This is a genomic window from Xanthobacter sp. 126 (assembly GCF_000526175.1).
Lineage (GTDB): Bacteria > Pseudomonadota > Alphaproteobacteria > Rhizobiales > Xanthobacteraceae > Xanthobacter > Xanthobacter aminoxidans.
The window spans coordinates 1,191,012-1,210,768 of record NZ_JAFO01000001.1 but is presented as its reverse complement, the minus strand read 5'-3'; the positions used below and the strand labels follow the sequence as shown (position 1 = coordinate 1,210,768).

Here is a 19,757-nt window from a genome sequence, read left to right as displayed (position 1 = left end):
AGGATGACACAGGGACTTTCCGCCTTCTCGCGCCTCTCCGCGCTGTCCGACCGCCACCGCGCGCTCGGCACTGCCTTCGAGGCTTCCTGGAACGACATGCCGGTGCCGCAGAACTACGCGAGCGACACCTATGACGAGGTCATCGCGGTGCGCACCGCCGCCGGCCTGTTCGATGTCTCCGCGCTGCGGATCATCGACGTGGCGGGCAAGGAAGCCCTCGCCGTGCTGAACGAGATGTGCACCTCGGACATCTCCAAGATCGCGCCCGGCGCCTCCTCGCTCACCAGCGTGGTGGACGAGAACGGCTCGCTCATCGACGACGTGCTGATCTATTGCGACGGGCCGAATGCCTATCGCATCTCCCACGGCGGCGGCTCGCTGGAGGACATCCTGCCCGGCGTCGCGGCAGGCCGGGACGTGACCTTCACCAAGGACAACGACGTCCACATCATGTCCCTGCAGGGGCCGAAGGCGCTCGACATCCTCAACCCGAACACCCCGTTCGCGCTGGAGACCCTGCCCTATTTCGGGCACCAGCGCACGACGCTGTTCGGCCGTCCGGTGTCCATCGCCCGGGGCGGATATTCCGCCGAGCGGGGCTACGAGGTGTTCTGCGCGGCGGCCGATGCCGTGGCCCTGTGGGACGCCATCCTCGCGGCCGGAAAGCCGGTCGGGGCCATGCCGGTCTCCTGGTCCTGCCTCGACGTGGTGCGGGTGGAGGGCGGCCTGCTGTTCTTCCCCTATGACATGCCGCAGGGCGACACCACCCCGTGGGAAGTGGGCCTCGGCTGGACTGTGGACCTGTCCAAGCCCGCCTTCCGCGGCCGCGACGCGCTGGTGCGCCGCAAGGGGCAGGAGCGGGTGGCGCAGGTGGGTGTCGAGATCGACCACCACGCCGCCGTGGAACCCGGCGCCAAGCTGTTCCGGGACGGCAAGGAAGTGGGGCTCGTGAACTCCACCGCCTACAGCCGCTACCTCATGCGCTCCCTCGCCCTCGCCCATGTGGTGCCGGAGCTCGCCTCCTGCGGCACCGAGCTGGAGGTCCGCGGTGCCGACGGCACCTTCGCGGCGCGGGTGGTGAAGACGCCCTTCTACGACCCGCTGCGCCTGCGCACCCATCCGCTTGAAGAACGTACGGCCTGAAACCTTAGCCACCTCAGGCCGTCGTGCCCCAGGGTTCTCTCCGGGCTTCCTCCGAGGAGCTTCCCCCCTGGGCGCTCGCCGGAGAGCGTTCCGTCCCAATCGCGCTCTCCGGCCCTACCCCTTGGGGCCGGTTTCGGCCGGCCCCATTTTTCTGAAGCGAGTCCCACGATGGTCCCTTCGCTCACCCCCCAGAATTGCCAAGCACCGAAGCTTGGGCTTTATTCGCCGCAACAAGAATTTCGTGCGTGGCGAATCCGTTGGGGCATGTTGCGATGGTCGACGCCGATCAACCCCGGCCCGCTGCCCAGCCTGCCCGCTACAGCGCCGTGCGCCTGAACAGTCCGGAATGGTTCGCGCGCGTGGGCGAGGTGGCCCGCGTGATCGGCTCGGACCGCTTCCACCGGGAACTGGTGGAACTCGCCGGCGCCGCCATCAACCACGATGCCTGCTGGATCATCCGCTATTCGCGCGTGGCACCGCCGGATGTGCTCTACACCAAGGACGTGGCGAGCGACGTGGTCGCCTATTACACCAACCTCTATTCGTCGGTGGACCCCTTCTCCGAATACTGGAGAAAGAACGGCAGTCCCGGCGTGCTGATGCTGAACGACGTGGGCTCGCCCGGCCGCTCCTGGGACATGTACCACAAGGTATTCCAGACGCTGGCCAGCATCTCGGACGAGCTGGGCATGTTCTTCTCCACCGTCGGCCATTGCTGCTTCGGCCTATTCCTGGAGCGGGAGACGGGCCGCTTCTCGCCGACCGACATCGAGCGCGCGCGGCTGATCTTCCCCATGCTGGAGGGCTTCCACCGCTCCCACCTCGGCGCCCTGTTCAACGACCTGCGCAACCCGCGCGGGACGCAGGTGGAGGGCTTCATCACCCGCCCCACCCTCATCGAGGACCGCTTCGGCGTGGATGTCTTCGCCAATGACGCCTGGCGCGACGCCGTCCGGCGCACGCCTGCCCTTGGCGACGCGGTGGAGGCCCTGCGCGTGGCGCCGGGCGGGACGATCCATGCGGCAGGCCCGCTGACCGTGAAGGTGGAGGTCTTCGACCGCGACTTCCCGCTCGCGCCGGGCGGACGCATGTATGTGCTCGATGCGCCGCAGCGCGGGGTCGAGGACGATCCCGACCGCCTGCTGGAGGACGCCCTCGGCATCTTCACGCCGCGTGAGCGCGAGATCCTGCTGCTTCTGATGAACGGGCAGACCACCGGCGAGATCGCCCAGAAGCTCAGCCTCAGCAAGGGCACCATCAAGAACTGCCGGCTGCGCATGTACCGCAAGGCCGGCGTCGGCTCCGAGCGCGCGCTCGTCAAGCACGTCATGCAGTCCATCGGGGCGCGGTGAGGCCCCGGGCCCCAATTGCGACAGTACCCTATTGCGACAGGGCGGCCGAGATGCGCTGGGCGGCGTCGAGCAGCACCGGCAGGAACTGGCTCCGCATCGCCTCGATGGAGGAGCGGCCCTCATGGGTGGAGACGTTGAGCGCCGCCAGCACCTCGCCGCGGCGGTTGCGCACGGGCACCGCGATGGAGCGCAGGCCGAGTTCCAGCTCCTGGTCCACCAGCGCCCAGCCCTGCCGGCGCACATTCTCCACCGCCTCCTTCAGTGCCACCATGGTGGCGACCGTCCGGGGCGTGCGCTTCTCGATCCGCACCCGGTCGTAGAACACCGCGAGTTCGGCGGGGGGTAGGCCGGAGAGCAGCACCCGGCCCATGGAGCTGCAGAAGGCCGGCAGGCGCGAGCCGATGGACAGGCCGATGGTCATCACCCGCGCCGTGGGCACGCGGGCCACATAGACGATGTCGTCCCCGTCCAGCACCGAGAGGGAGCAGGATTCCTGCAGCGTGTTCACCACGTCGCGCATGACAGGCTGCGCCACCTCCCACATGGGCAGGGAGGACAGGTAGGCGAAGCCCAGCTCCAGCACCTTGGGGCGCAAGGCGAAGAGCTTTCCATCCGTCTCCGCATAGCCCTCGCGCACCAGAGTGAGCAGGAAGCGGCGGGCGGCGGCGCGGGTCAGGCCGGTGTGCTGGGCCACCTCGCTGAGCGTCATGCGGGGCTTGTACTGGCTGAAGGCGCGGATCACCTCGAGGCCGCGCACGAGGGACTGGACATAGTCCTTGTCCTCGCCCGCCCCTCCGGCGCGCTCCAGCACCTCGCCCGTCGTCATGCGCCCTCCCCGCCGGCGGCGGTCGATCCTGCCGGCGCATTATAGGGGGCGACGTTGGCCTGCCCAGCCGCCTTGTGTTCCGCCCCGCGGGCCGCCATCAGGCGCTCGTCGCGCCAGGCGACGCGGGCCTCCCAGTCCTCCAGCGGCAGCAGCGCCCGCCGCTCGGCCGTGGCATGGGCGACGAGGGCCTCGCTCCACCCTTCCGGCTGGCCGCGCTCGGCCCCCATCTGCCGGTAGCGCTCGCCCATCCGGCGGGCGTGCTCGGCGAGGCCGCCGCGATAATTGAGATCCGACGTCTCGAACGGCCCGACGATGGACCAGCGAAGCCCCAGGCCGGACGTCATCACCCGGTCGATGTCGGCCACGTCGGCGATGCCCTGTTCCAGCATCCAGTAGGCTTCGCGCAGCACGGCGCCCTGCAGGCGATTGTAGATGAAGCCGTTGACCTCGCGCTTCAGCACCACCGGCACCTGCCCGGCGCGCGCCATCAGCGCGCGGGTGCGTTCGGCGGCGGCGGGATCGGTGAAGGGCGCCGGCACGATCTCCACGATGGGCAGGAGATGGGGCGGATTGGCCGGGTGGGCGACAAGACAGCGTGCACGGCCGGGAAGATCCTCCGCGAATTCGGAGGCCGGCAGCGAGGAGGTGGAGCTGGCCAGCACCGCATCGGGCGGCGCCATCTCGTCCATGGCGCGGAACAGCTCCCTCTTCAGGTCGAGCCGTTCGGGCACGCTCTCCTGCACATGAACGGCGCCGTCGAGCGCATCGGCGAGAGTATCGACCACCCTCACCCGGACCATCACGTCCCGTGGCGCTTCGTCGAGGAGACCATGCGCCGCGAGCGCGGCGAGGCGCTCGGCCACGGCGGGCAGAACCCCACGGCGCACGTCCGCGGAGGCGTCGTGGACCCGCACCTCGAGCCCCGCCCGGGCGAACACGATGGCCCAGCCCACCCCCATGCTGCCACCGCCCACCAAGGTGACGGGACCGCTCCGGCCTTCGGTCATTAAGTGCCCCTTCCGTGCGTAGACGACATTATTAGTTCGTAATGCGAACAAAAATGGAAGGCAAGCATGCTCGGCAATCTCCAGCCCGGCGCCATCAGTGAGATCGCCGAGACGCGAGACGTCAGAACAAGAAGCATTCAAAAACCAAGCTTTCGTTAGCAGGTGCAGCATGGAATCTGCTTGACGCTGGAGGCGCCTGCGCCGTACGAATTGGCGCATAAAAGTTCGCTATTCGCACAAATTCTGATCCGGACGTACGCCGTGGCGGAAGCCCTCATTCGCAATGACGCCCCGCTTCTGCCGGCCGGCACCTCGGGCCCCTTTGGCCCGCAGAATCCGGTGGGAGCCCTGTCGCGCCTAGCCATCCAGACGCCCTGACCGGCGCGCCTTTCACCCCCAAGGAGGAAACATGAAGACCAAGGCCCTCGCGGCGCCCTTCGCAGCCGCGCTCCTCGCCAGCGCCATGATGGCAGGCCCCGCGGCCGCCCAGTATGCCGGCGGCGGCGTGAAGATCGGCGTGCTCACCGACATGTCCGGGGCCTATTCGGACCTCGCCGGCGCGGGCTCGGTGGAAGCCGCGAAGATGGCCATCGAGGACTTCGGCAAGCCCATCAACGGCAAGCCGGTCGAGCTGGTCTCCGCCGACCACCAGAACAAGGCCGACATCGCCTCCGCCACCGCCCGCAAGTGGTATGACACGCAGGACGTGGACGCCATCTTCGACATCAACGGCTCCGTGGCGGCGCTCGCGGTGCGCGAGGTGGCCAAGGAGAAGGGCAAGGTCGACATCAATTCCGGCGCGGCATCCATGTCGCTGACCAACAAGGCCTGCTCGCCCACCGGCCTGCACTGGACCTATGACGTCTATTCGCTGGCCGCCGGCACCGGCAACGCGCTGGTGAGCGAAGGCTTCAAGACCTGGTACTTCATCACCGCCGACTACACCTTCGGCCACGACCTGGAAAACCAGGTGGCCAAGATCGTGAAGGAGAAGGGCGGCACGGTGAAGGGCTCGGTGGCCCATCCCTTCGGCACGTCCGACGTCTCGTCCTACCTGCTCCAGGCGCAGGCGTCCGGCGCCAAGATCATCGCCATGGCGAACGCCGGCTCCGACACCATCAACACCATCAAGCAGGCGCGCGAGTTCGGCATCACCCAGGGCGGCCAGACGCTGGCGGCGCTGCTGCTGTTCCTCACCGACATCCACTCGGTGGGCCTTGAAGCCGCGCAGGGCATGGTGCTGACCACCGGCTTCTACTGGGACACGGACGACAAGACCCGCGCCTTCTCCAAGCGCTTCGCCCAGCGCATGAACGGCAAGATGCCCACCATGGTGCATGCCGGCGTCTATTCCTCGGTGCTGCACTATCTGAAGGCCGCCGAGGCCGCCGGCACCGACGAGGGCGAGAAGGTGATCGCCAAGATGCGGGAGCTGCCCATCGACGACATGTTCGCCAAGAACGGCAAGATCCGTCCCGACGGCCGCATGGTGCACGACATGTATCTCGCCAAGGTGAAGTCGCCGAAGGAGTCCAAGGGCCCGTGGGACTATTATGAGATCGTCCGCGTGATCCCGGGCGACGAAGCCTTCCAGCCGCTCAGCGACAGCACCTGCCCGCTGGTGAAGAAGTAGTCTCGCGCGCGCCGGGCCGTCTCCTCCCCGGTTTCGGCGCGCCCTCGGGCGCCTGCGCGCACTTGCAGCGCGGGCGCCCGGGGTCTTTCCTCAGCTTTGTGCCGTCCAGAAGGCGAAGACCATGCTGTTCCATGTCGAGATGCAGGTGAACATTCCCCACGACTTTCCGGCCGAGAAGGCGGACGCCATCAAGGCGGCGGAGAAGGCCTATGCGCAGGATCTCCAGCGGCAGGGCAAGTGGGTGCACCTCTGGCGCATCGCCGGCCGCTACGCCAACGTCTCCATCTTCGACGTTGAGAGCGTAGACGAACTGCACACGCTCCTCTCCTCCCTCCCGCTCTTCCCCTTCATGGACATCAAGGTGACGCCGCTGGCGCGCCACCCCTCCGCCATCTGAAGCCGCGCCCGAAAGACCGCCGCATGCCCTACATGATCGAGACCTTCGACAAGCCCGGCACGCTGGACCTGCGCACGCAGGTGCGCGACACCCACCTCGCCTTCCTCGATGCGCACAAGCACCTGCTGCTCGCCTGCGGCGCCAAGCTGGATGATGACGGCAACGCCGCTGGCGGCGGGCTCTATGTGGTGGCGCTGGAGACGCGGGCGGAGGCGGAAGCCTTCATCGCATCAGATCCCTTCTTCACCGCCGGCCTGTTCGAGCGCGTCCAGATCCAGCGCTGGCGTAAAGCCTATGTGGACAGCGTCTGCTATCTGCCGGAGGCGAAATGAGCCCGCGCACCCTCGTCACCGGCGGCGCCGGTGGCATCGGCCTCGCGGTGGCGCGGCAGGAGCTGGCCGCCGGCCGCGCCGTGGTGGTGCTGGACCGTGAGCCGCCCCCCGCCGACCTCGACGCCCGTTTCGTTCCCGTCAATCTCATGGACGAGGCGGCGACCGCCGCCGCCCTTGCGGAGGCCCTCGCGCACGGCCCCGTCACCCGCCTCGTCAACAATGTGGGCATGGTGCGGCCGGCGAGCCTCGACGACACCACCGGCGCGGATTTCGCCGCCGTCATGCGGCTCAATCTCGGCGTCGCCATCCAGGCCACGCAGGCGCTCCTCGCGGGCATGCGGGCGGCGCGCTTCGGGCGCATCGTCAACGTGTCGAGCCGCGCCGCCTACGGCAAGGAATTGCGCACCGCCTATGCCGCCAGCAAGGCGGGGCTGCTCGGCGCCACCCGCACCTGGGCGCTGGAACTGGGCAAGGACGGCATCACCGTGAATGCCGTGGCGCCCGGCCCTATCGCCACCCCCCTCTTCACCGCCGCCAACCCGCCCGACGCGCCACGCACCCGCGCCATCGTGGAGGCCATCCCCGTGGGTCGCATCGGCACGCCGGAGGATGTGGCGCAGGCGGTTTCGTTCTTCCTCTCGGACGAGGCCGGCTTTATCACCGGCCAGACACTGCCGGTCTGCGGCGGCATCACGGTGGGCAAGGGCGCGGTCTGAGCGCATTGGCACCGGCAGCTTCGCTCCGGCGCCGCCCTGGCTTCACCCCAACGGAGACTTCCATGCCGTCCAATCCCCGCTGGGCCCGCCGGCCGGAAGGCTCCACCTGGGGCGATTTCGGCCCGGACGACGAACTCGGCCGCCTCAACCTCATCACCCCGGACAAGGTGCGCGCCGCCGTGGCCGAGGTGAAGGAGGGCCGCACCTTCTGCCTCAGCCTGCCCCTCGACCGGCCCGGCGGCAACGTGCTGAACCCGCGCCGCCTTCCCCCCGTGCTGACGCCCACCGGCACTGAGGAGGCGCCGCGCTTCAACGCCATGCTCTGCGCGGAAGACGCCAGCCTCGTGGACGTGGTGAGCGACGACAAGGTGGAGATCTGCCTGCAATACTCCACGCAGTGGGACAGCTTCGCCCATGTGGGGGCGCTGTTCGACGTGAGCGGGGACGGCCGGCCCGAGCCGGTCTATTACAACGGCTTCCGCGCCGGCGCCGACATCGTCGGCCCGCGCGACGCCGAGGCGCGCGGCATCGCCTCCGGCGCGCACCGGCTGGGCATCCACAATGCCGCCGTCCACGGCGTGCAGGGCCGCGGCGTGCTGGTGGATCTCCTCGCGCTCTTCGGCCGGGAGCGCCACCTCGTCGGCTATGACGATCTCATGCGCGCCATGGACGCGCAGGCCGTAACGGTGGAGGAGGGCGACATCTTGTGCCTCTACACCGGCTTCACGCAGGTCGTGATGGAGATGGATGGCACCCCCGACGGCGCCATCCTCGGCAAAAGCTGCGCCGCCCTCGACGGCCGCGACGCACGCCTGCTGCAATGGATTTCGGACAGCCGCATCTCGGCCCTTGTTGCCGATAATTATGCGGTGGAGCATCTGCCGGCGAAGCGCCTCGCCGCGACGACCCAGGCGGCCATGCCGCTGCACCACCATTGCCTGTTCCGGCTCGGCGTGCCGCTGGGCGAATTGTGGTGGCTCGCCGACCTCGCCGCCCACCTGCGCGCCGCCGAGCGCAGCCGCTTCCTCCTCACCGCCCCTCCTTTGCGCCTGCCCGGCGCGGTGGGCTCTCCCGTCACCCCCATCGCCACCGTGTGATCTTCCACAGGAGACCCGGATGCCCTTTATCGCCGTCGACGGCCGCACCACCCACTACGCGCTCGAAGGGGCGGAGGGCGCGCCGGTCCTGCTGCTCGCCAATTCGCTCGGCACCAATTTCCTCGTGTGGGACGCGGTGATGCCGGCGCTCACTGCCCGCTTTCGCGTGCTGCGCTACGACATGCGCGGCCACGGCCTCTCCGACTCCGCACCACTGCCCGACGAGAACACCGGCTATTCCATCGCCGCCCTGGCCGGGGATGCGCTGGGGCTGCTCGATGGGCTGGGCATCGAGAAGGCGCATGTCTGCGGCCTCTCCATCGGCGGCATGGTGGCCCAGCATCTGGCGGCCCATGCGCCGACGCGGGTGGATCGGCTCGTTCTGTGCGACACCGCCATGCAGATCGGCCCCGCCTCGGTATGGAACGAGCGCCTCGCCGGCATCCGCCGCGACGGCCTCGCCGCCATCGCCCCCGGCGTAATGGCCCGCTGGTTCACCGATGGCTTCCGCGAACGCGTGCCCCACATCGTCCGCGGCTACGTCAACATGGTGGCCCGCACCACTTTGGAGGGCTACGTCGGCTGCGCCATGGCCGTCCGCGACGCCGACCTCACCGCCTCCGCCGGCAGCATCTCCGCACCGACGCTGGTCGTGGTGGGCGACAAGGACCCCGCCACCTCCCCGGCCTCCGCCGAGGCCATGAGGGCGGCCATCCCCGGCGCGCGGCTGGAGGTGATCGCCGATGCCTCGCACATCCCCTGCGTGGAACAGCCGGAAGCGCTCTCCCGGCTGCTGATCGCGCATCTGGCGGGGTGAGACGGCGGCGCGAGCCATGTACCTGTTCTCAAAGGCATCCCGGGCACCGATCTTCATAGGCTTCCCTCTATCTGCTGGCATACCGGACACTAGAAAGTGTGCGGAATGTTTGGTAGTCCGCCTGCAGGAGCAGGGGTGTCGGCCGAGTCCATGTGCCTATCCTCGCGATCCTGCGCCAGGGCCCGCAGAGCGATCAGCACTTCCATGACCGCCTGTTCGGCCGCGGCCAGCTTGATCGCCACCATAAGCTCCTGACGGCCAGCCAGCGCCAGGAAGGCAATCAGCACCTCATCGGAATGCTGAACGAGGGCTGCGAGGTGGTCTCCGCTGGGGCCGTAACGCCCCGCAAACCAGTTCTTCACCGTTCTCTCATTCGCACCGGTCCATGCGGCAACGGTCTTGATACCGGCATGGGTCGGGCCGAGCGCCCGGTGCAGAGCGGCCGCCACTTCGCTGGCGAAGATCCGCTCGCCCGGCAATCCAACGCTACCCCCATTCCCATCCGGAAAGAACTTGCCCCTTTTCGGAAACGACATTCCGCCCTCCCTGGCCTTAAAAATCAGGGAAGCTTGAACCGGAGGCGTTGCGGCGGGGACGTTGCGCCAGGACTGTCGCGGGGTGCGAACGGTGAAGGGGCGACACACGGACAATAGGTCTTCGGGACCGGATGACGCCTCCAGGCAGTTTGCCGCCGTCGCCTATGTCCGGATGTCAACGGACCATCAAAAATATTCCACCGCCAACCAGCTCGACGTCATCCGCAAATACGCGACCGATCGTGGCCTGAAGATATTGCGCGTCTACGAGGATTCCGGTCGCAGCGGCTTGCGCCTCGACGGGAGGGAGGCGCTCCAGCGCCTGATGGCCGACGTCAATTCGCGCCATGCGGATTTCACATCCATCCTCGTCTACGATGTGAGCCGCTGGGGTCGGTTCCAGGATGCGGACGAAGGCGCCTACCATGAGCATGTCTGCTCGCGCGCCGGAATCCGCGTGCACTATTGCGCCGAGCAATTCGACAACGACGGGAGTATCGGCTCCAATCTGCTGAAGACCGTGAAGCGGGTCATGGCCGGCGAATACAGCCGCGATCTGTCGGTCAAGGTCTTCGCCGGCCAGTGCCGCCTCGTCGAGCTCGGGTTTCGCCAAGGTGGCGCGCCAGGGTACGGCTTGCGGCGCGTGCTGATCGACGAGCATGGAAATACCAAGGGCGATCTCGGGCGCGGCGATCGCAAGAGCCTTCAGACGGACCGGGTGGTCCTGGCTCTGGGGCCGCCCGAAGAGATCGACGTCGTTCGCCGCATGTACCGGATGTTCGTCGAGGAAGGGCGCCTCGAGCGGGATATCGCCGATCAGTTGAATGTCGAGGGCCTGGCTACCGATCTCGGGCGCCGATGGACACGTGCCGCGGTGCATCAGGTTCTCACCAACGAGAAGTACATTGGCAACAATGTCTTCAACAAGGTGTCATTCAAGCTGAAGCAGCACCGCGTCGTGAACCCTCGCGAGATGTGGATCCGCGCGGAAGGCGCCTACCCATCCATCGTCGAACGGGCTCTCTTCGAACGGGCTCGGGCCATCGTCGACGCACGTAGCCGCCACTATTCGGATGAGGAGCTGCTGGCCTTGCTGCGCACGCTGCTCGGCGAGGAGGGGGCGCTTTCGGGACTGGTCATCGACGAACGCGAAGAGATGCCGTCGTCGAGCGCCTATCGCCAACGCTTCGGGAGCCTGCTGCGCGCGTATGCCTTGATCGGTTACCAACCGGACCGGGACTATCGCTACATCGAAACCAATCGTGCCCTGCGCCGTATGCACCCGCAAATCGTCTCCGACATCATCGCCGGTGTCGCGAGCACAGGCGGGACGGTCGTCCAGGACGGCAATAGCGACCTGCTGACCATCAATGGTGAATTCACGACATCCGTTGTCCTCGCACGGTGTCAGGAGATGCCGAGCGGGACACTGCGCTGGCGTATCCGCCTCGACACCGGACTTATGCCGGACATCACGATCGCGGTCCGTATGAACGAGGCGAACGCGGTCCCGCTCGACTACTATCTGCTGCCCAGCATCGACATGTCCTTGCCGCGCCTGCGCCTCGGCCGCGAAAACGGGCTGTCTCTCGATGCCTACCGCTTTGGCACACTCGACTTTTTCTACGCGCTTGCGGGTCGAGCCAAATTCTCGGAGGCGGCATGATGCCGGAGGAACTCAACGCCGCCGCTCACAAGCAGGTCACGCTCATTCCTACGGACCGCATCCGGGTCTTGAACCCACGCGCCCGCAACAGGCGCAACTTCGAGGAGATCGTTGAGAGCATCGCGCACGTCGGGCTGAAGCGACCCATCACCGTGAGCCGACGCCCCAACACCGATCCGGCGCAATACGACCTCGTCTGCGGCCAGGGCCGGCTTGAAGCCTTCACCGAGCTCAAACAGAGCTACATCCCTGCCATTGTGATCGATGCGGACGAGCAGGACTGTCTCGTCATGAGTCTGGTTGAGAACTGCGCCCGCCGGCAGCATCGGGCCATCGACCTCATGAGGGATATCGGGGCACTGCGCCAGCGCGGCTACAACGATCGCCAGATCAGCGAGAAAATCGGAGTCACCCCCGAATACGTCAACATGATCGCCGGCTTGTTGGAACGCGGAGAGGAGCGGCTCGTGTCCGCGGTCGAGTCGGGAATGATGCCGCTCTACCTCGCCGTCCAGATCGCGCGCACCGACGATGAGGGCGCCCAGCGGGCCCTGACGGATGCGTATACCGAGAAGAAACTGCGGGGAAAAAAGCTCGCGGCGGTGCGTCGTCTGCTACAGCGGCGGAAGCAGCAGGGGCGCCGCATTGACGAAAATCCGTTCGGTCCGCGCAAACAAAGCGCGCGACCGCTCACCAGCGACGCCCTGGTCCGGGCTTATCTGCAGCAAGCCGAACGCCAGAAAATGATGATCAAGAAAGCAGAGATCACGCAGGGCCACCTCCTTTTTCTGATCGAGGCGTTCCGCACGTTGCACCAGGACGCGCATTTTCTAACCCTGCTGCGCGCCGAAGGCTTGGACACCATGCCGGGCTGGCTCGAGCAACGCCTGCACGCGAGGGTTGCCGGATGAAACGTGAACAACGCTCGCGCCCTCAGCAAGTCCTCTTTGCGTGCGAGGACGACTGCGTTCGGCTCCCCATCAACGCGATCCTGCCCGTCCACGCGCAGCGCAAGACCGTCAAGGCCAGCCAGAAATACCTTCAGATCACGGCCTCTATCCGCGAGGTGGGATTGGTCGAGCCCCCTGTTGTGGCCCGAGACCCGAAACAGCCCGGAGTGTTCCTGCTCCTCGACGGCCATCTCAGGATCGAAATCCTGAAAGACCTCGGTTTCAACGAGGTTGAATGCCTTGTCTCGACCGACGACGAAGCGTTTACCTACAACAAGCGGATCAGCAGGCTGTCCCCGGTGCAAGAACACAAGATGATTCTGCGTGCCATCGAGCGCGGGGTGCCGGGGGAAAAGATCGCAAAGGCGCTAAATGTGAAGGCGCAGTCCGTGCAGCGTAAAGCCCGCATGCTCGATGGCATCTGCGAGGAAGCTTCCGCGCTCCTGAAGGACAAGCCGTGCCCGATGGTCGTCTTCGACACCTTGCGCAAGCTCAAGGCGATACGCCAGATCGAGGCCGCTGAACTTCTCGTCAATGCCAACAACTACTCGTCCGCTTATGCGTCGGCCATTCTTGCGAGCACGCCGCAGTCACAGCTCCTCGATCCGAAGAAACCCAAGCAGATAAAAGGGATCACGACCGAGGCCATGGCGCGGATGGAACGGGAACTCGCGCGCCTCCACGAAGCGATCACCTCCATCCAGGACTCCTATGGCGAGGAACATCTGCAGCTTACGGTCGTCAAAGGCTATCTGGCAAAGTTGCTCAGGAACGGGCGGGTCGTTCGCTACCTGGCACAGGCGCGCCCCGAGTTCCTGACAGAGTTCCAGGCAATCGCCGAAATGACGTCGACCCTTCCTGCTGAGACAGCATAGGCGATCGACGTGATGGGGACCCGGACCCGATAAGCGCGGGGACCGCAGGAGACGCCGCACTGCGGGGCGGATCGAGCGTGGTGGTGGGAATGGCGGCGAACCCGTTCGGAGCCCACAAGGCCGGTTGAGCTTTCACCGGCCGAATGCCGGTTCGTCCGGCGTGTTGGAGGGGGCGTGTCTTGCCTTCACTTCACAGCGACGGCGAGCGCGCCGATGGTGCATGGCGGCGCTTTTCACTGGTGGACGTGGCCCGGCTCGCGGTGATCGGGACCCTCGTTCGTTACGGGATCCAGGTCTCGACCGCCCACGCGACCGTCGAAGCTCATGTCGACGGCATCCTGGAGCGCCTGGCGGGCTACAAACACACTCCCCCCGATGCGATCATCGCCGCGCTGAACGGAATGCTCCTCACCGTCGAAATTCTCGCGCCCGGCGGGACTGAAGTCGCAGCGCGGCTCGTCTTTCCCGCGGCGGAAGCGGACGACCTGCAAAGCGTGATCGAGGCCTCGCCGCACTTCCTGTGGATCGCGGTCGGGCGCGTCGTCGCCGATGCACTCGCCCGCCTTGGCGCCGCGGAGGGCGCCGGTTCCTTCTCACCCTAACCCCAGATCGCCGGCCTAGCCGGTGGTGGCCCGCCGAGATGGCGCGCCCAGCCCTTGAAGGACCCTTATCCATGACGACCAATGACCTCATTGAGAAGCGGGCGGCGGTCGTCGCCCGCATGAATGAAGCGCACGGCAAAGACGACGATGCCGCCTTTACCGCCGCTGAGCTCGAGCTCCGTGACCTCGATACGAAGATCGAGCGCGCGAAGAAGATCGACGCTGCCGACCGCGCCGAGCCCGGCCGCCCCATCAACGGCGATCCGAAGTTGGAGACGGAAATTCGCAGCAAGTTCCGCGTCACCCGCGCGCTTGCCGGCGCCGCCGGCATCGGCGTTGATTGGGGTTTCGAGCGGGAAATGCAGGCGGAACTGGCGAAGCGCTCCGGCCGTCCGGCCCAGGGCGTCTTTCTTCCCACCGAAGTGTTCGAGACCCGCGTGCTCACCACCAGCACCGGCTCCGAACTGGTGCCCACCGACCACCGGCCCGACCAATACATCAGCGCCCTCACCGCCGCCTCAGTGGTGCGCGGCCTCGGCGCCCGGGTGCTCAATAGTCTTGTCGGCAACCTCAGCATCCCTCGGGAGACCGACAGTCCGGCCGTCGGCTGGGTGGCCGAGAATTCCGCGCTCACCGCCGACGATGCTGACTTCGACAGCGTGACGCTCGCCCCGAAGCACGCCGGCGCATTGAGCGAGTTCTCCCGCAACATGCTGCTGCAGGCTTCCCCCGATGTGGAGGCGCTGCTCCGTCAGATGCTGGCGCGGAATCTCGCCCTCGCCATCGACCGCGCGGCGATCAAGGGTGGCGGGGCCAATGAGCCTCATGGGGTTCTTTCCACCTCCGGGATCCAGACCTCGGCGTCTCCGGAATCTCTTTTCACTGCCGTGGCGGACGCCATCGCAAAGCTCGATGCGGAGAACGTCGGCCAGAACCGAGCCGTTCTGACGACTGGCGGCGTCCGCAAAGCGGCGAATCTGGCGCGCGATGGTATCGGCCAGCCCATCGACATCCCCGCGATTTTCCATTCCCTGCCGGTGACTTTTTCCAACCTCGTGCCTACCAACCTCGGCGCCGGCAACGAGCACGGCCTAATTGTCGCCGACTGGTCCGAGATGTTGATCGGCATCTGGTCCGAGATCGATATTCTCGTGAATCCGTATGAGAGCGCGGCCTATTCCAAGGGCAATATTTCGATCCGGGCGATGGCGACGGTTGATGTGGCGCTTCGGCACCCCAAAGCCTTCTGCAGCGTCGAAGACTTGGCAGGCGTTTCCTTCGTCGCCATGCCGTCGGCCTGACGCACCATGGACCGCGCGAACATCGAGCGGCGCGCCTTCACCGAAGTCCGCGCCGCCGGACGCCGCCTTGAGGGTTACGCCGCGGTTTTCAATACCGAGGCCCGCGTTGGCGGCTTCATCGAGACCATCGCCCCGGGCGCCTTCCGCGCGTTGGGGGGCGATATCCTGGCCCTCCTCGATCACGACACCGGGAAGGTGCTGGGGCGGACCAAGAGCGGCACGCTCCGCCTCGCCGAGGATGCTCGCGGCCTCTCCTTCTCCCTCGATATCCCCGACACGCAGGCCGGGCGGGATGTGCTCACCTTGGCAGAGCGGGGCGACCTCGGCGGCATGAGTTTCGGCTTCCAGGTGCCGAAAGGGGGCGACACCTGGCGAGGCACGCATCGAACCCTGCGCTCGGTGGATTTGGCCGAAATCTCGGTGGTGCAGGCATGGCCCGCCTATGAGGGCACAGAGATTGCCCTCCGCAGCCGCGATGCAACCGACCGGGCGCGCCGCCGCCGCGCGCTGATCCTCGCCGGCTGGAGGGGATTTGATGGGCCTCTTTGATCGCGTCGCCGGTTGGGCCGGCTATGAGAAGCGCTCCCTTCGTGATCCCAGCTGGGACGCGCTCGCGCCGGGAATTGGCGCCCACGCCGGCATGTCAGCTCGGGCGGCAGAAAACCTCTCCGCTGTCCTCGCCTGCGTCAACGCGATTGCCACCGCGCTCGCCTATGTGCCCGCGCTGGTATATCGCCGCGATGGCGAGGGCACGCGCACCGAGGTGCCCGCCCACCCGCTGAACAAGCTGGTCCGCGGCGGTGTCAACGCGCAACAGACGTGGCCCGATTTCGTCGAGCACCTGGTGGCGTCCACCCTCCTCACCGGCAACGGCCTCGCCGTGGTCGAACGGGCCGGCAACGGTCAGCTCTCCGGCTTCCGCTACATCCCGTGGGGATTCGTTTCGGTCGCCGAACTGTCCAGCGGCCGCCTGGCCTACGACGTGTCGGACGGGCGCGGAAACACCCGCAGGCACCTTGAGGGCGAGGTGCTGCACCTCAGGGACCGAACGGATGACGGCAAAATCGGCCGCTCGCGCCTCTCCCGCGCGGCGGACACGGTGGCCGGCGTCCGGGCGGCGAACCAGCTTGCGACGAATTTCCTGCAGAATGGCGCCTTCCCGAGCGGCGCCTATTCGGTCGCGGGAGAACTGAAGGGCGACCAGTACAAGCGGCTCAAGTCGTTCCTTGACGCAAACCACTTCGGCGCTGCCAACGGCGGCAAGCCGCTGCTCTTGGACCGCGACGCGAAGTGGTATCCGTCGCAGGTCTCGCCGGACGACGCCGAGCTCCTCGAAACCCGCAAATTCAGCGTGATCGAGCTATGCCGCCTGTTCCAGGTGCCGCCGCCGATCGTGCAGGCCTACGAAAACAACACCTTCACGAATGCGGCGCAGGCCGGCTTGTGGTTCGCCACCTTCGGCCTCGCGCCATGGGCTCGGAAGATCGAGGCGGAGTTCGCCCGTTCCGTGTTCCCGGCCGGCGGGCCCTATGAACTGGAACTCGACCTCTCCGGCTTCCTCCGCGGGGATCCGGAAACCCGCTGGAATGCCCACAAAATTGCGATCGAGACCAAGGTGCTCGATCCCGATGAAGTCCGGCAAATCGAGGGTTGGAATCCGCGGCAGCAGCAAGGGGGACCCAAATAATGGTCGTCTCGCTCTCCAGCCTCCGCGTGTCCGCCGAGATGGATGCCAGCAGCTACACCCGCGGCATGGCGGACAAGGTGGCGGCCGACCAGCGCGGAATTACATCGTCCCGGGCCATGGGAGCCGCCCTTGCCCAGATGGACGCGGCGACCCAGTCCGCCGGCGACGCCACGGCAAAGCTCAGCCGGCAGCTGATCGAGGGCTATTCCAGCGCCGCGAGGTTCGAACAGGTCGTTCGCAACGTCGGGCGCGCCGTGGACGCCGGCATGGGCCTCGATCGGGCCGCGGTGATGCTGGAGGGCGTGTATCGGAAGTATGGGCTCACCGCCGACGCCGCGGTTCTCGCCAAGCAAGGCTTTGTCTCGCTGGTGCCGACGATCGAAGAGCTCAACAAGCGGTACGCCTCGCAGGCGCCAATTCTCGATCAGCAACTGATCGCCTACACCGGCCTTGGCCGCGCGGTCGGGTCCGTCGGCTCCATGTCCAAGCTGGCGAGCTATGAGGTGACGAACCTCTCCGCCCAGTTGCAGGACATCGCCGTGTCCCTCGCCGGCGGGCAGTCGCCCTTCACGGTGATGTTGCAGCAGGGATCCCAGATCAGCGGCCTCATGGGCGATCGCGGGCTGAAAACGATCATTGGGGGCGTTGGGCAGGCACTCCTCTCCCTCGTCAACCCGACGACGGCGGTCCTCGCCGGATTCACCGCCCTGTATGTCGGCGGCACCTATGCCTATGACGCCTTGGTCGGCTCCTCGAAATCGCTGGAGGACCAGCTCAAGGAGCATGATCGCCTCATCAAGCTGGTGACGGGCTCCTATGAGGAGGCCACCGGCGCGGCGACCCGATGGGAAAGCGCGTCCAAGGCGGCGACCACGGTCAAGGCGATGCAGGGGCTTGCCGACCTGCAGAAGCAGTTGGACACCCTCACCAACAGCTTCATGCGGAGTGCGGCGAATTTCTCGCTCCTGCCGAACGACCCCATCGGGCGCGACGTGTTCGCGGGCGCACGTTCGGAGTTCGCCGCCTTCACGGCGGAGATCCAGCGGTTTCAGGTGAGCGCCAAGGATCCGGCCGCCTGGCGCGTGCTGGAGAATGGCGTGGCGACCGTCGCCCTCGGGAACCCCGCGCTCACCGAGGCGGCGGCCAAGCTCCTCGGCATGATGGACAGCGGCCTAAAGGCGGCGACCGGCATGACGCAGCTCGATTCGGCCCTTCGCGCGCTTTCTGGCACCGCTGACGTTACCGACTTCAGCAGGATCGGCCTCGACAAGCTGCAGAAGGATGCCGAGAACGCGGCGAAGGTGATTGCCCGCCTCAAGGAGGATCTAGCGGTCGTTGGCAATGACCGGGCGAAGGCGATCGACAAGGCCATGCGCGAGCTCGGGGCAGGCGCCACGCTGGACCAGCGTTCGGAGGTATATCTCCTCGCCGGCAACAAGTACGACCGAGAGCAGGCCGCCAAGGAGGCCGAGAAGCGTGCCCGCGAGGCGGAGCGCGATGCCAAGCAGGCCTCCGACGAACTCGCCCGCGACGCACAAAGGGTGTGGGACGATACCCGCACCGCAGCGGAGAAATATGCGGAGCAAATCGGCGACCTGAATACCCTCCTCGTGAAGGGCGCCATCAGTCAGGATACCTTTGCCAGAGCCTCGGCGAAGGCGGCGGAGACGCTGAGCAACTCACGCATAGAGGAGTACCGGAAGAGCCTAGAGCGGTCGAATGACGCGCTCGCCGGCGTCTCGCTGGCGACGCTGGACTACCAGAAGCGCGTCGGCAGCCTGTCGAAACAGACGGCGGAGTTCACAACCTCCATGTTCTCCAGCATGGAGAACGCCTTCGTCGACTTCGTGAAGACGGGCAAGGGCAATTTCTCCGACCTGGTGGACAGCATGATTGCCGACCTCGCCCGGCTCGCCTTTCAGCAGTCGGCGATGGGCCTGATGGGGATGCTCGGTTTCGGTGGCACCACCAGTGGCGGCTCCCTCTCCTACGTCACCGGCGGCGCCGGCCCCATGGCGGTGCCCACCTTCGGCTTCCACTCCGGTGGCATCGTTGGGCGCAATCCCACCTTTGTCCGCGACGTGCCCGTATCGGCCTTTCTCGATGCGCCCCGCTTCCACACCGGCGGCATCATGGGCTTGGGCCCGCGCGAGCGGCCGGCGGTGCTGGAGCTCGAGGAGGAGGTGCTGCGCCGGGATGATCCGCGGCACACCTTCAACGGCGGACGGCGCGCGTCCGCATTGGGCAGCATCACGGCTTCATTGTCTCCCGTCTTCCAGATCGACGCGAAGGGAGCCAACTTGACCGCGGAACAGATCCAGCAGCTTTCGCTGGCCACGATCAAGGCATGGTGGAGGGAGACGCGCGGGGATGTGGTGAACGTCGTCCGAGAGGCACGAGCCGCAAGGGTGAGGGGGGTCTGACGTGACGATCTTCTATGCCCGCCTTTCCCCGCTGGCGGGAAATGTAAGGCACGACAAAGCCGCCCTATCACCGAGGCGTTGAGGGAGGGCCGTCGGCGGCAAAACCGGGGGTGGAGATGCCACAACTGCGGGAGGAGTGGGACTTGGAGCGACCAAACGATCCCAAGGCAACTTGAATAGAAGCGCTATCCCACCGCCAACAAGAGCCCCGACAACAGCAGCCCCACCAAGAAAGAAAGTTATTTTTTCCGATATACCTGATATTTTTGTTCCGTGAGATTGAACATCTTGCACAACTCTATCGAGTTTTGCATTCATCTCACCGACAGTACGCTGAATCTCCACAATACACTGTAAAGTAAAGTCATGTCCGTGCGCAGAGTACGGAGGCGGAGTC

The 19,757-nt window shown here is 66.5% G+C and carries 19 protein-coding genes; 16 read left to right on the top strand and 3 right to left on the bottom strand.

Annotation, left to right across the window (positions count from 1 at the left end):
* Positions 1 to 3 precede the first annotated feature (3 nt).
* Positions 4 to 1,143 carry an aminomethyltransferase family protein gene (locus XAN126_RS0105710; RefSeq protein WP_024277643.1) on the top strand — a complete coding sequence of 380 codons (1,140 nt, stop codon included), beginning with the start codon at positions 4 to 6 and terminating at the stop codon, positions 1,141 to 1,143.
* Positions 1,144 to 1,415: 272 nt separating this feature from the next.
* Positions 1,416 to 2,495, top strand: a complete 1,080-nt coding sequence (locus XAN126_RS0105705; RefSeq protein ID WP_024277642.1) for a helix-turn-helix transcriptional regulator — start codon at positions 1,416 to 1,418, stop codon at positions 2,493 to 2,495.
* Between the two features lie 28 nt (positions 2,496 to 2,523).
* On the opposite strand, the gene XAN126_RS0105700 is transcribed toward XAN126_RS0105705, so the two are convergent.
* On the bottom strand, positions 2,524 to 3,321 hold the full coding sequence (locus tag XAN126_RS0105700; protein WP_024277641.1) for an IclR family transcriptional regulator: 798 nt from the start codon (positions 3,319 to 3,321) through the stop codon (positions 2,524 to 2,526).
* Entirely contained in the window at positions 3,318 to 4,328 is a 1,011-nt protein-coding gene (locus tag XAN126_RS0105695) for a 3-hydroxyacyl-CoA dehydrogenase (protein WP_024277640.1), read from the bottom strand. The genes XAN126_RS0105700 and XAN126_RS0105695 overlap by 4 nt, the downstream gene beginning before the upstream one ends.
* Positions 4,329 to 4,737: 409 nt before the next feature.
* On the opposite strand from XAN126_RS0105695, the gene XAN126_RS0105690 reads away from it, so the two are divergent.
* From XAN126_RS0105690 to pcaD, 6 genes are all read left to right on the top strand, one after another.
* Positions 4,738 to 5,961: an ABC transporter substrate-binding protein gene (locus XAN126_RS0105690; RefSeq protein ID WP_024277639.1), complete on the top strand. Its 1,224-nt coding sequence runs from the start codon at positions 4,738 to 4,740 to the stop codon at positions 5,959 to 5,961.
* A gap of 121 nt (positions 5,962 to 6,082) precedes the next feature.
* The gene (gene catC, locus XAN126_RS0105685; protein ID WP_024277638.1) at positions 6,083 to 6,358 is read left to right on the top strand and encodes a muconolactone Delta-isomerase; all 276 of its coding nucleotides are present in this window, start codon (positions 6,083 to 6,085) and stop codon (positions 6,356 to 6,358) included.
* Between the two features lie 23 nt (positions 6,359 to 6,381).
* On the top strand, positions 6,382 to 6,690 hold the full coding sequence (locus XAN126_RS0105680) for a YciI family protein (RefSeq protein WP_024277637.1): 309 nt from the start codon (positions 6,382 to 6,384) through the stop codon (positions 6,688 to 6,690).
* Positions 6,687 to 7,406, top strand: coding sequence for an SDR family oxidoreductase (locus tag XAN126_RS0105675; protein WP_024277636.1), 720 nt, complete (start codon positions 6,687 to 6,689; stop codon positions 7,404 to 7,406). The genes XAN126_RS0105680 and XAN126_RS0105675 overlap by 4 nt, the downstream gene beginning before the upstream one ends.
* Before the next feature lie 62 nt (positions 7,407 to 7,468).
* Positions 7,469 to 8,503 (top strand): cyclase family protein, encoded by a 1,035-nt coding sequence (locus XAN126_RS0105670; RefSeq protein WP_024277635.1) that lies wholly within the window; start codon positions 7,469 to 7,471, stop codon positions 8,501 to 8,503.
* Positions 8,504 to 8,522: 19 nt separating this feature from the next.
* Positions 8,523 to 9,320 carry a 3-oxoadipate enol-lactonase gene (gene pcaD / locus XAN126_RS0105665; protein ID WP_024277634.1) on the top strand — a complete coding sequence of 266 codons (798 nt, stop codon included), beginning with the start codon at positions 8,523 to 8,525 and terminating at the stop codon, positions 9,318 to 9,320.
* 89 nt (positions 9,321 to 9,409) lie between these two features.
* Here pcaD and XAN126_RS26010 read toward each other — a convergent pair whose 3' ends face one another.
* The gene (locus tag XAN126_RS26010) at positions 9,410 to 9,856 is read right to left on the bottom strand and encodes a hypothetical protein (RefSeq protein ID WP_024277633.1); all 447 of its coding nucleotides are present in this window, start codon (positions 9,854 to 9,856) and stop codon (positions 9,410 to 9,412) included.
* An 82-nt stretch (positions 9,857 to 9,938) separates the two neighbouring features.
* On the opposite strand from XAN126_RS26010, the gene XAN126_RS0105655 reads away from it, so the two are divergent.
* From XAN126_RS0105655 to XAN126_RS0105620, 8 genes are all read left to right on the top strand, one after another.
* Positions 9,939 to 11,522: a recombinase family protein gene (locus tag XAN126_RS0105655; protein ID WP_245272217.1), complete on the top strand. Its 1,584-nt coding sequence runs from the start codon at positions 9,939 to 9,941 to the stop codon at positions 11,520 to 11,522.
* Positions 11,519 to 12,433, top strand: coding sequence for a plasmid partitioning protein RepB C-terminal domain-containing protein (locus XAN126_RS0105650; RefSeq protein WP_245272216.1), 915 nt, complete (start codon positions 11,519 to 11,521; stop codon positions 12,431 to 12,433). The genes XAN126_RS0105655 and XAN126_RS0105650 overlap by 4 nt, the downstream gene beginning before the upstream one ends.
* Entirely contained in the window at positions 12,430 to 13,347 is a 918-nt protein-coding gene (locus XAN126_RS0105645) for a plasmid partitioning protein RepB C-terminal domain-containing protein (RefSeq protein WP_024277630.1), read from the top strand. The genes XAN126_RS0105650 and XAN126_RS0105645 overlap by 4 nt, the downstream gene beginning before the upstream one ends.
* Before the next feature lie 179 nt (positions 13,348 to 13,526).
* Positions 13,527 to 13,949 (top strand): hypothetical protein, encoded by a 423-nt coding sequence (locus XAN126_RS0105640; protein WP_155982224.1) that lies wholly within the window; start codon positions 13,527 to 13,529, stop codon positions 13,947 to 13,949.
* A gap of 71 nt (positions 13,950 to 14,020) precedes the next feature.
* On the top strand, positions 14,021 to 15,250 hold the full coding sequence (locus tag XAN126_RS0105635) for a phage major capsid protein (RefSeq protein WP_024277628.1): 1,230 nt from the start codon (positions 14,021 to 14,023) through the stop codon (positions 15,248 to 15,250).
* Positions 15,251 to 15,256: 6 nt separating this feature from the next.
* Positions 15,257 to 15,799: an HK97 family phage prohead protease gene (locus XAN126_RS0105630; RefSeq protein ID WP_024277627.1), complete on the top strand. Its 543-nt coding sequence runs from the start codon at positions 15,257 to 15,259 to the stop codon at positions 15,797 to 15,799.
* On the top strand, positions 15,786 to 16,937 hold the full coding sequence (locus tag XAN126_RS0105625) for a phage portal protein (RefSeq protein ID WP_024277626.1): 1,152 nt from the start codon (positions 15,786 to 15,788) through the stop codon (positions 16,935 to 16,937). Before XAN126_RS0105630 ends, XAN126_RS0105625 begins: the two co-directional genes overlap by 14 nt.
* Positions 16,937 to 19,360, top strand: coding sequence for a phage tail tape measure C-terminal domain-containing protein (locus XAN126_RS0105620; RefSeq protein ID WP_024277625.1), 2,424 nt, complete (start codon positions 16,937 to 16,939; stop codon positions 19,358 to 19,360). Before XAN126_RS0105625 ends, XAN126_RS0105620 begins: the two co-directional genes overlap by 1 nt.
* The last annotated feature ends 397 nt before the right edge of the window (positions 19,361 to 19,757 follow it).

Bases quoted from the DNA above. Each gene is read 5' to 3' on its own strand.
- XAN126_RS26010 (WP_024277633.1), bottom strand. From the start codon at position 9,856: ATGTCGTTTCCGAAAAGGGGCAAGTTCTTTCCGGATGGGAATGGGGGT.
- XAN126_RS0105695 (WP_024277640.1), bottom strand. From the start codon at position 4,328: ATGACCGAAGGCCGGAGCGGTCCCGTCACCTTGGTGGGCGGTGGCAGC.
- XAN126_RS0105645 (WP_024277630.1), top strand. From the start codon at position 12,430: ATGAAACGTGAACAACGCTCGCGCCCTCAGCAAGTCCTCTTTGCGTGC.
- XAN126_RS0105690 (WP_024277639.1), top strand. From the start codon at position 4,738: ATGAAGACCAAGGCCCTCGCGGCGCCCTTCGCAGCCGCGCTCCTCGCC.
- XAN126_RS0105705 (WP_024277642.1), top strand. From the start codon at position 1,416: ATGGTCGACGCCGATCAACCCCGGCCCGCTGCCCAGCCTGCCCGCTAC.
- XAN126_RS0105630 (WP_024277627.1), top strand. From the start codon at position 15,257: ATGGACCGCGCGAACATCGAGCGGCGCGCCTTCACCGAAGTCCGCGCC.
- catC (WP_024277638.1), top strand. From the start codon at position 6,083: ATGCTGTTCCATGTCGAGATGCAGGTGAACATTCCCCACGACTTTCCG.
- XAN126_RS0105620 (WP_024277625.1), top strand. From the start codon at position 16,937: ATGGTCGTCTCGCTCTCCAGCCTCCGCGTGTCCGCCGAGATGGATGCC.
- XAN126_RS0105650 (WP_245272216.1), top strand. From the start codon at position 11,519: ATGATGCCGGAGGAACTCAACGCCGCCGCTCACAAGCAGGTCACGCTC.
- XAN126_RS0105635 (WP_024277628.1), top strand. From the start codon at position 14,021: ATGACGACCAATGACCTCATTGAGAAGCGGGCGGCGGTCGTCGCCCGC.
- XAN126_RS0105710 (WP_024277643.1), top strand. From the start codon at position 4: ATGACACAGGGACTTTCCGCCTTCTCGCGCCTCTCCGCGCTGTCCGAC.
- XAN126_RS0105625 (WP_024277626.1), top strand. From the start codon at position 15,786: ATGGGCCTCTTTGATCGCGTCGCCGGTTGGGCCGGCTATGAGAAGCGC.
- pcaD (WP_024277634.1), top strand. From the start codon at position 8,523: ATGCCCTTTATCGCCGTCGACGGCCGCACCACCCACTACGCGCTCGAA.
- XAN126_RS0105680 (WP_024277637.1), top strand. From the start codon at position 6,382: ATGCCCTACATGATCGAGACCTTCGACAAGCCCGGCACGCTGGACCTG.
- XAN126_RS0105700 (WP_024277641.1), bottom strand. From the start codon at position 3,321: ATGACGACGGGCGAGGTGCTGGAGCGCGCCGGAGGGGCGGGCGAGGAC.
- XAN126_RS0105675 (WP_024277636.1), top strand. From the start codon at position 6,687: ATGAGCCCGCGCACCCTCGTCACCGGCGGCGCCGGTGGCATCGGCCTC.
- XAN126_RS0105670 (WP_024277635.1), top strand. From the start codon at position 7,469: ATGCCGTCCAATCCCCGCTGGGCCCGCCGGCCGGAAGGCTCCACCTGG.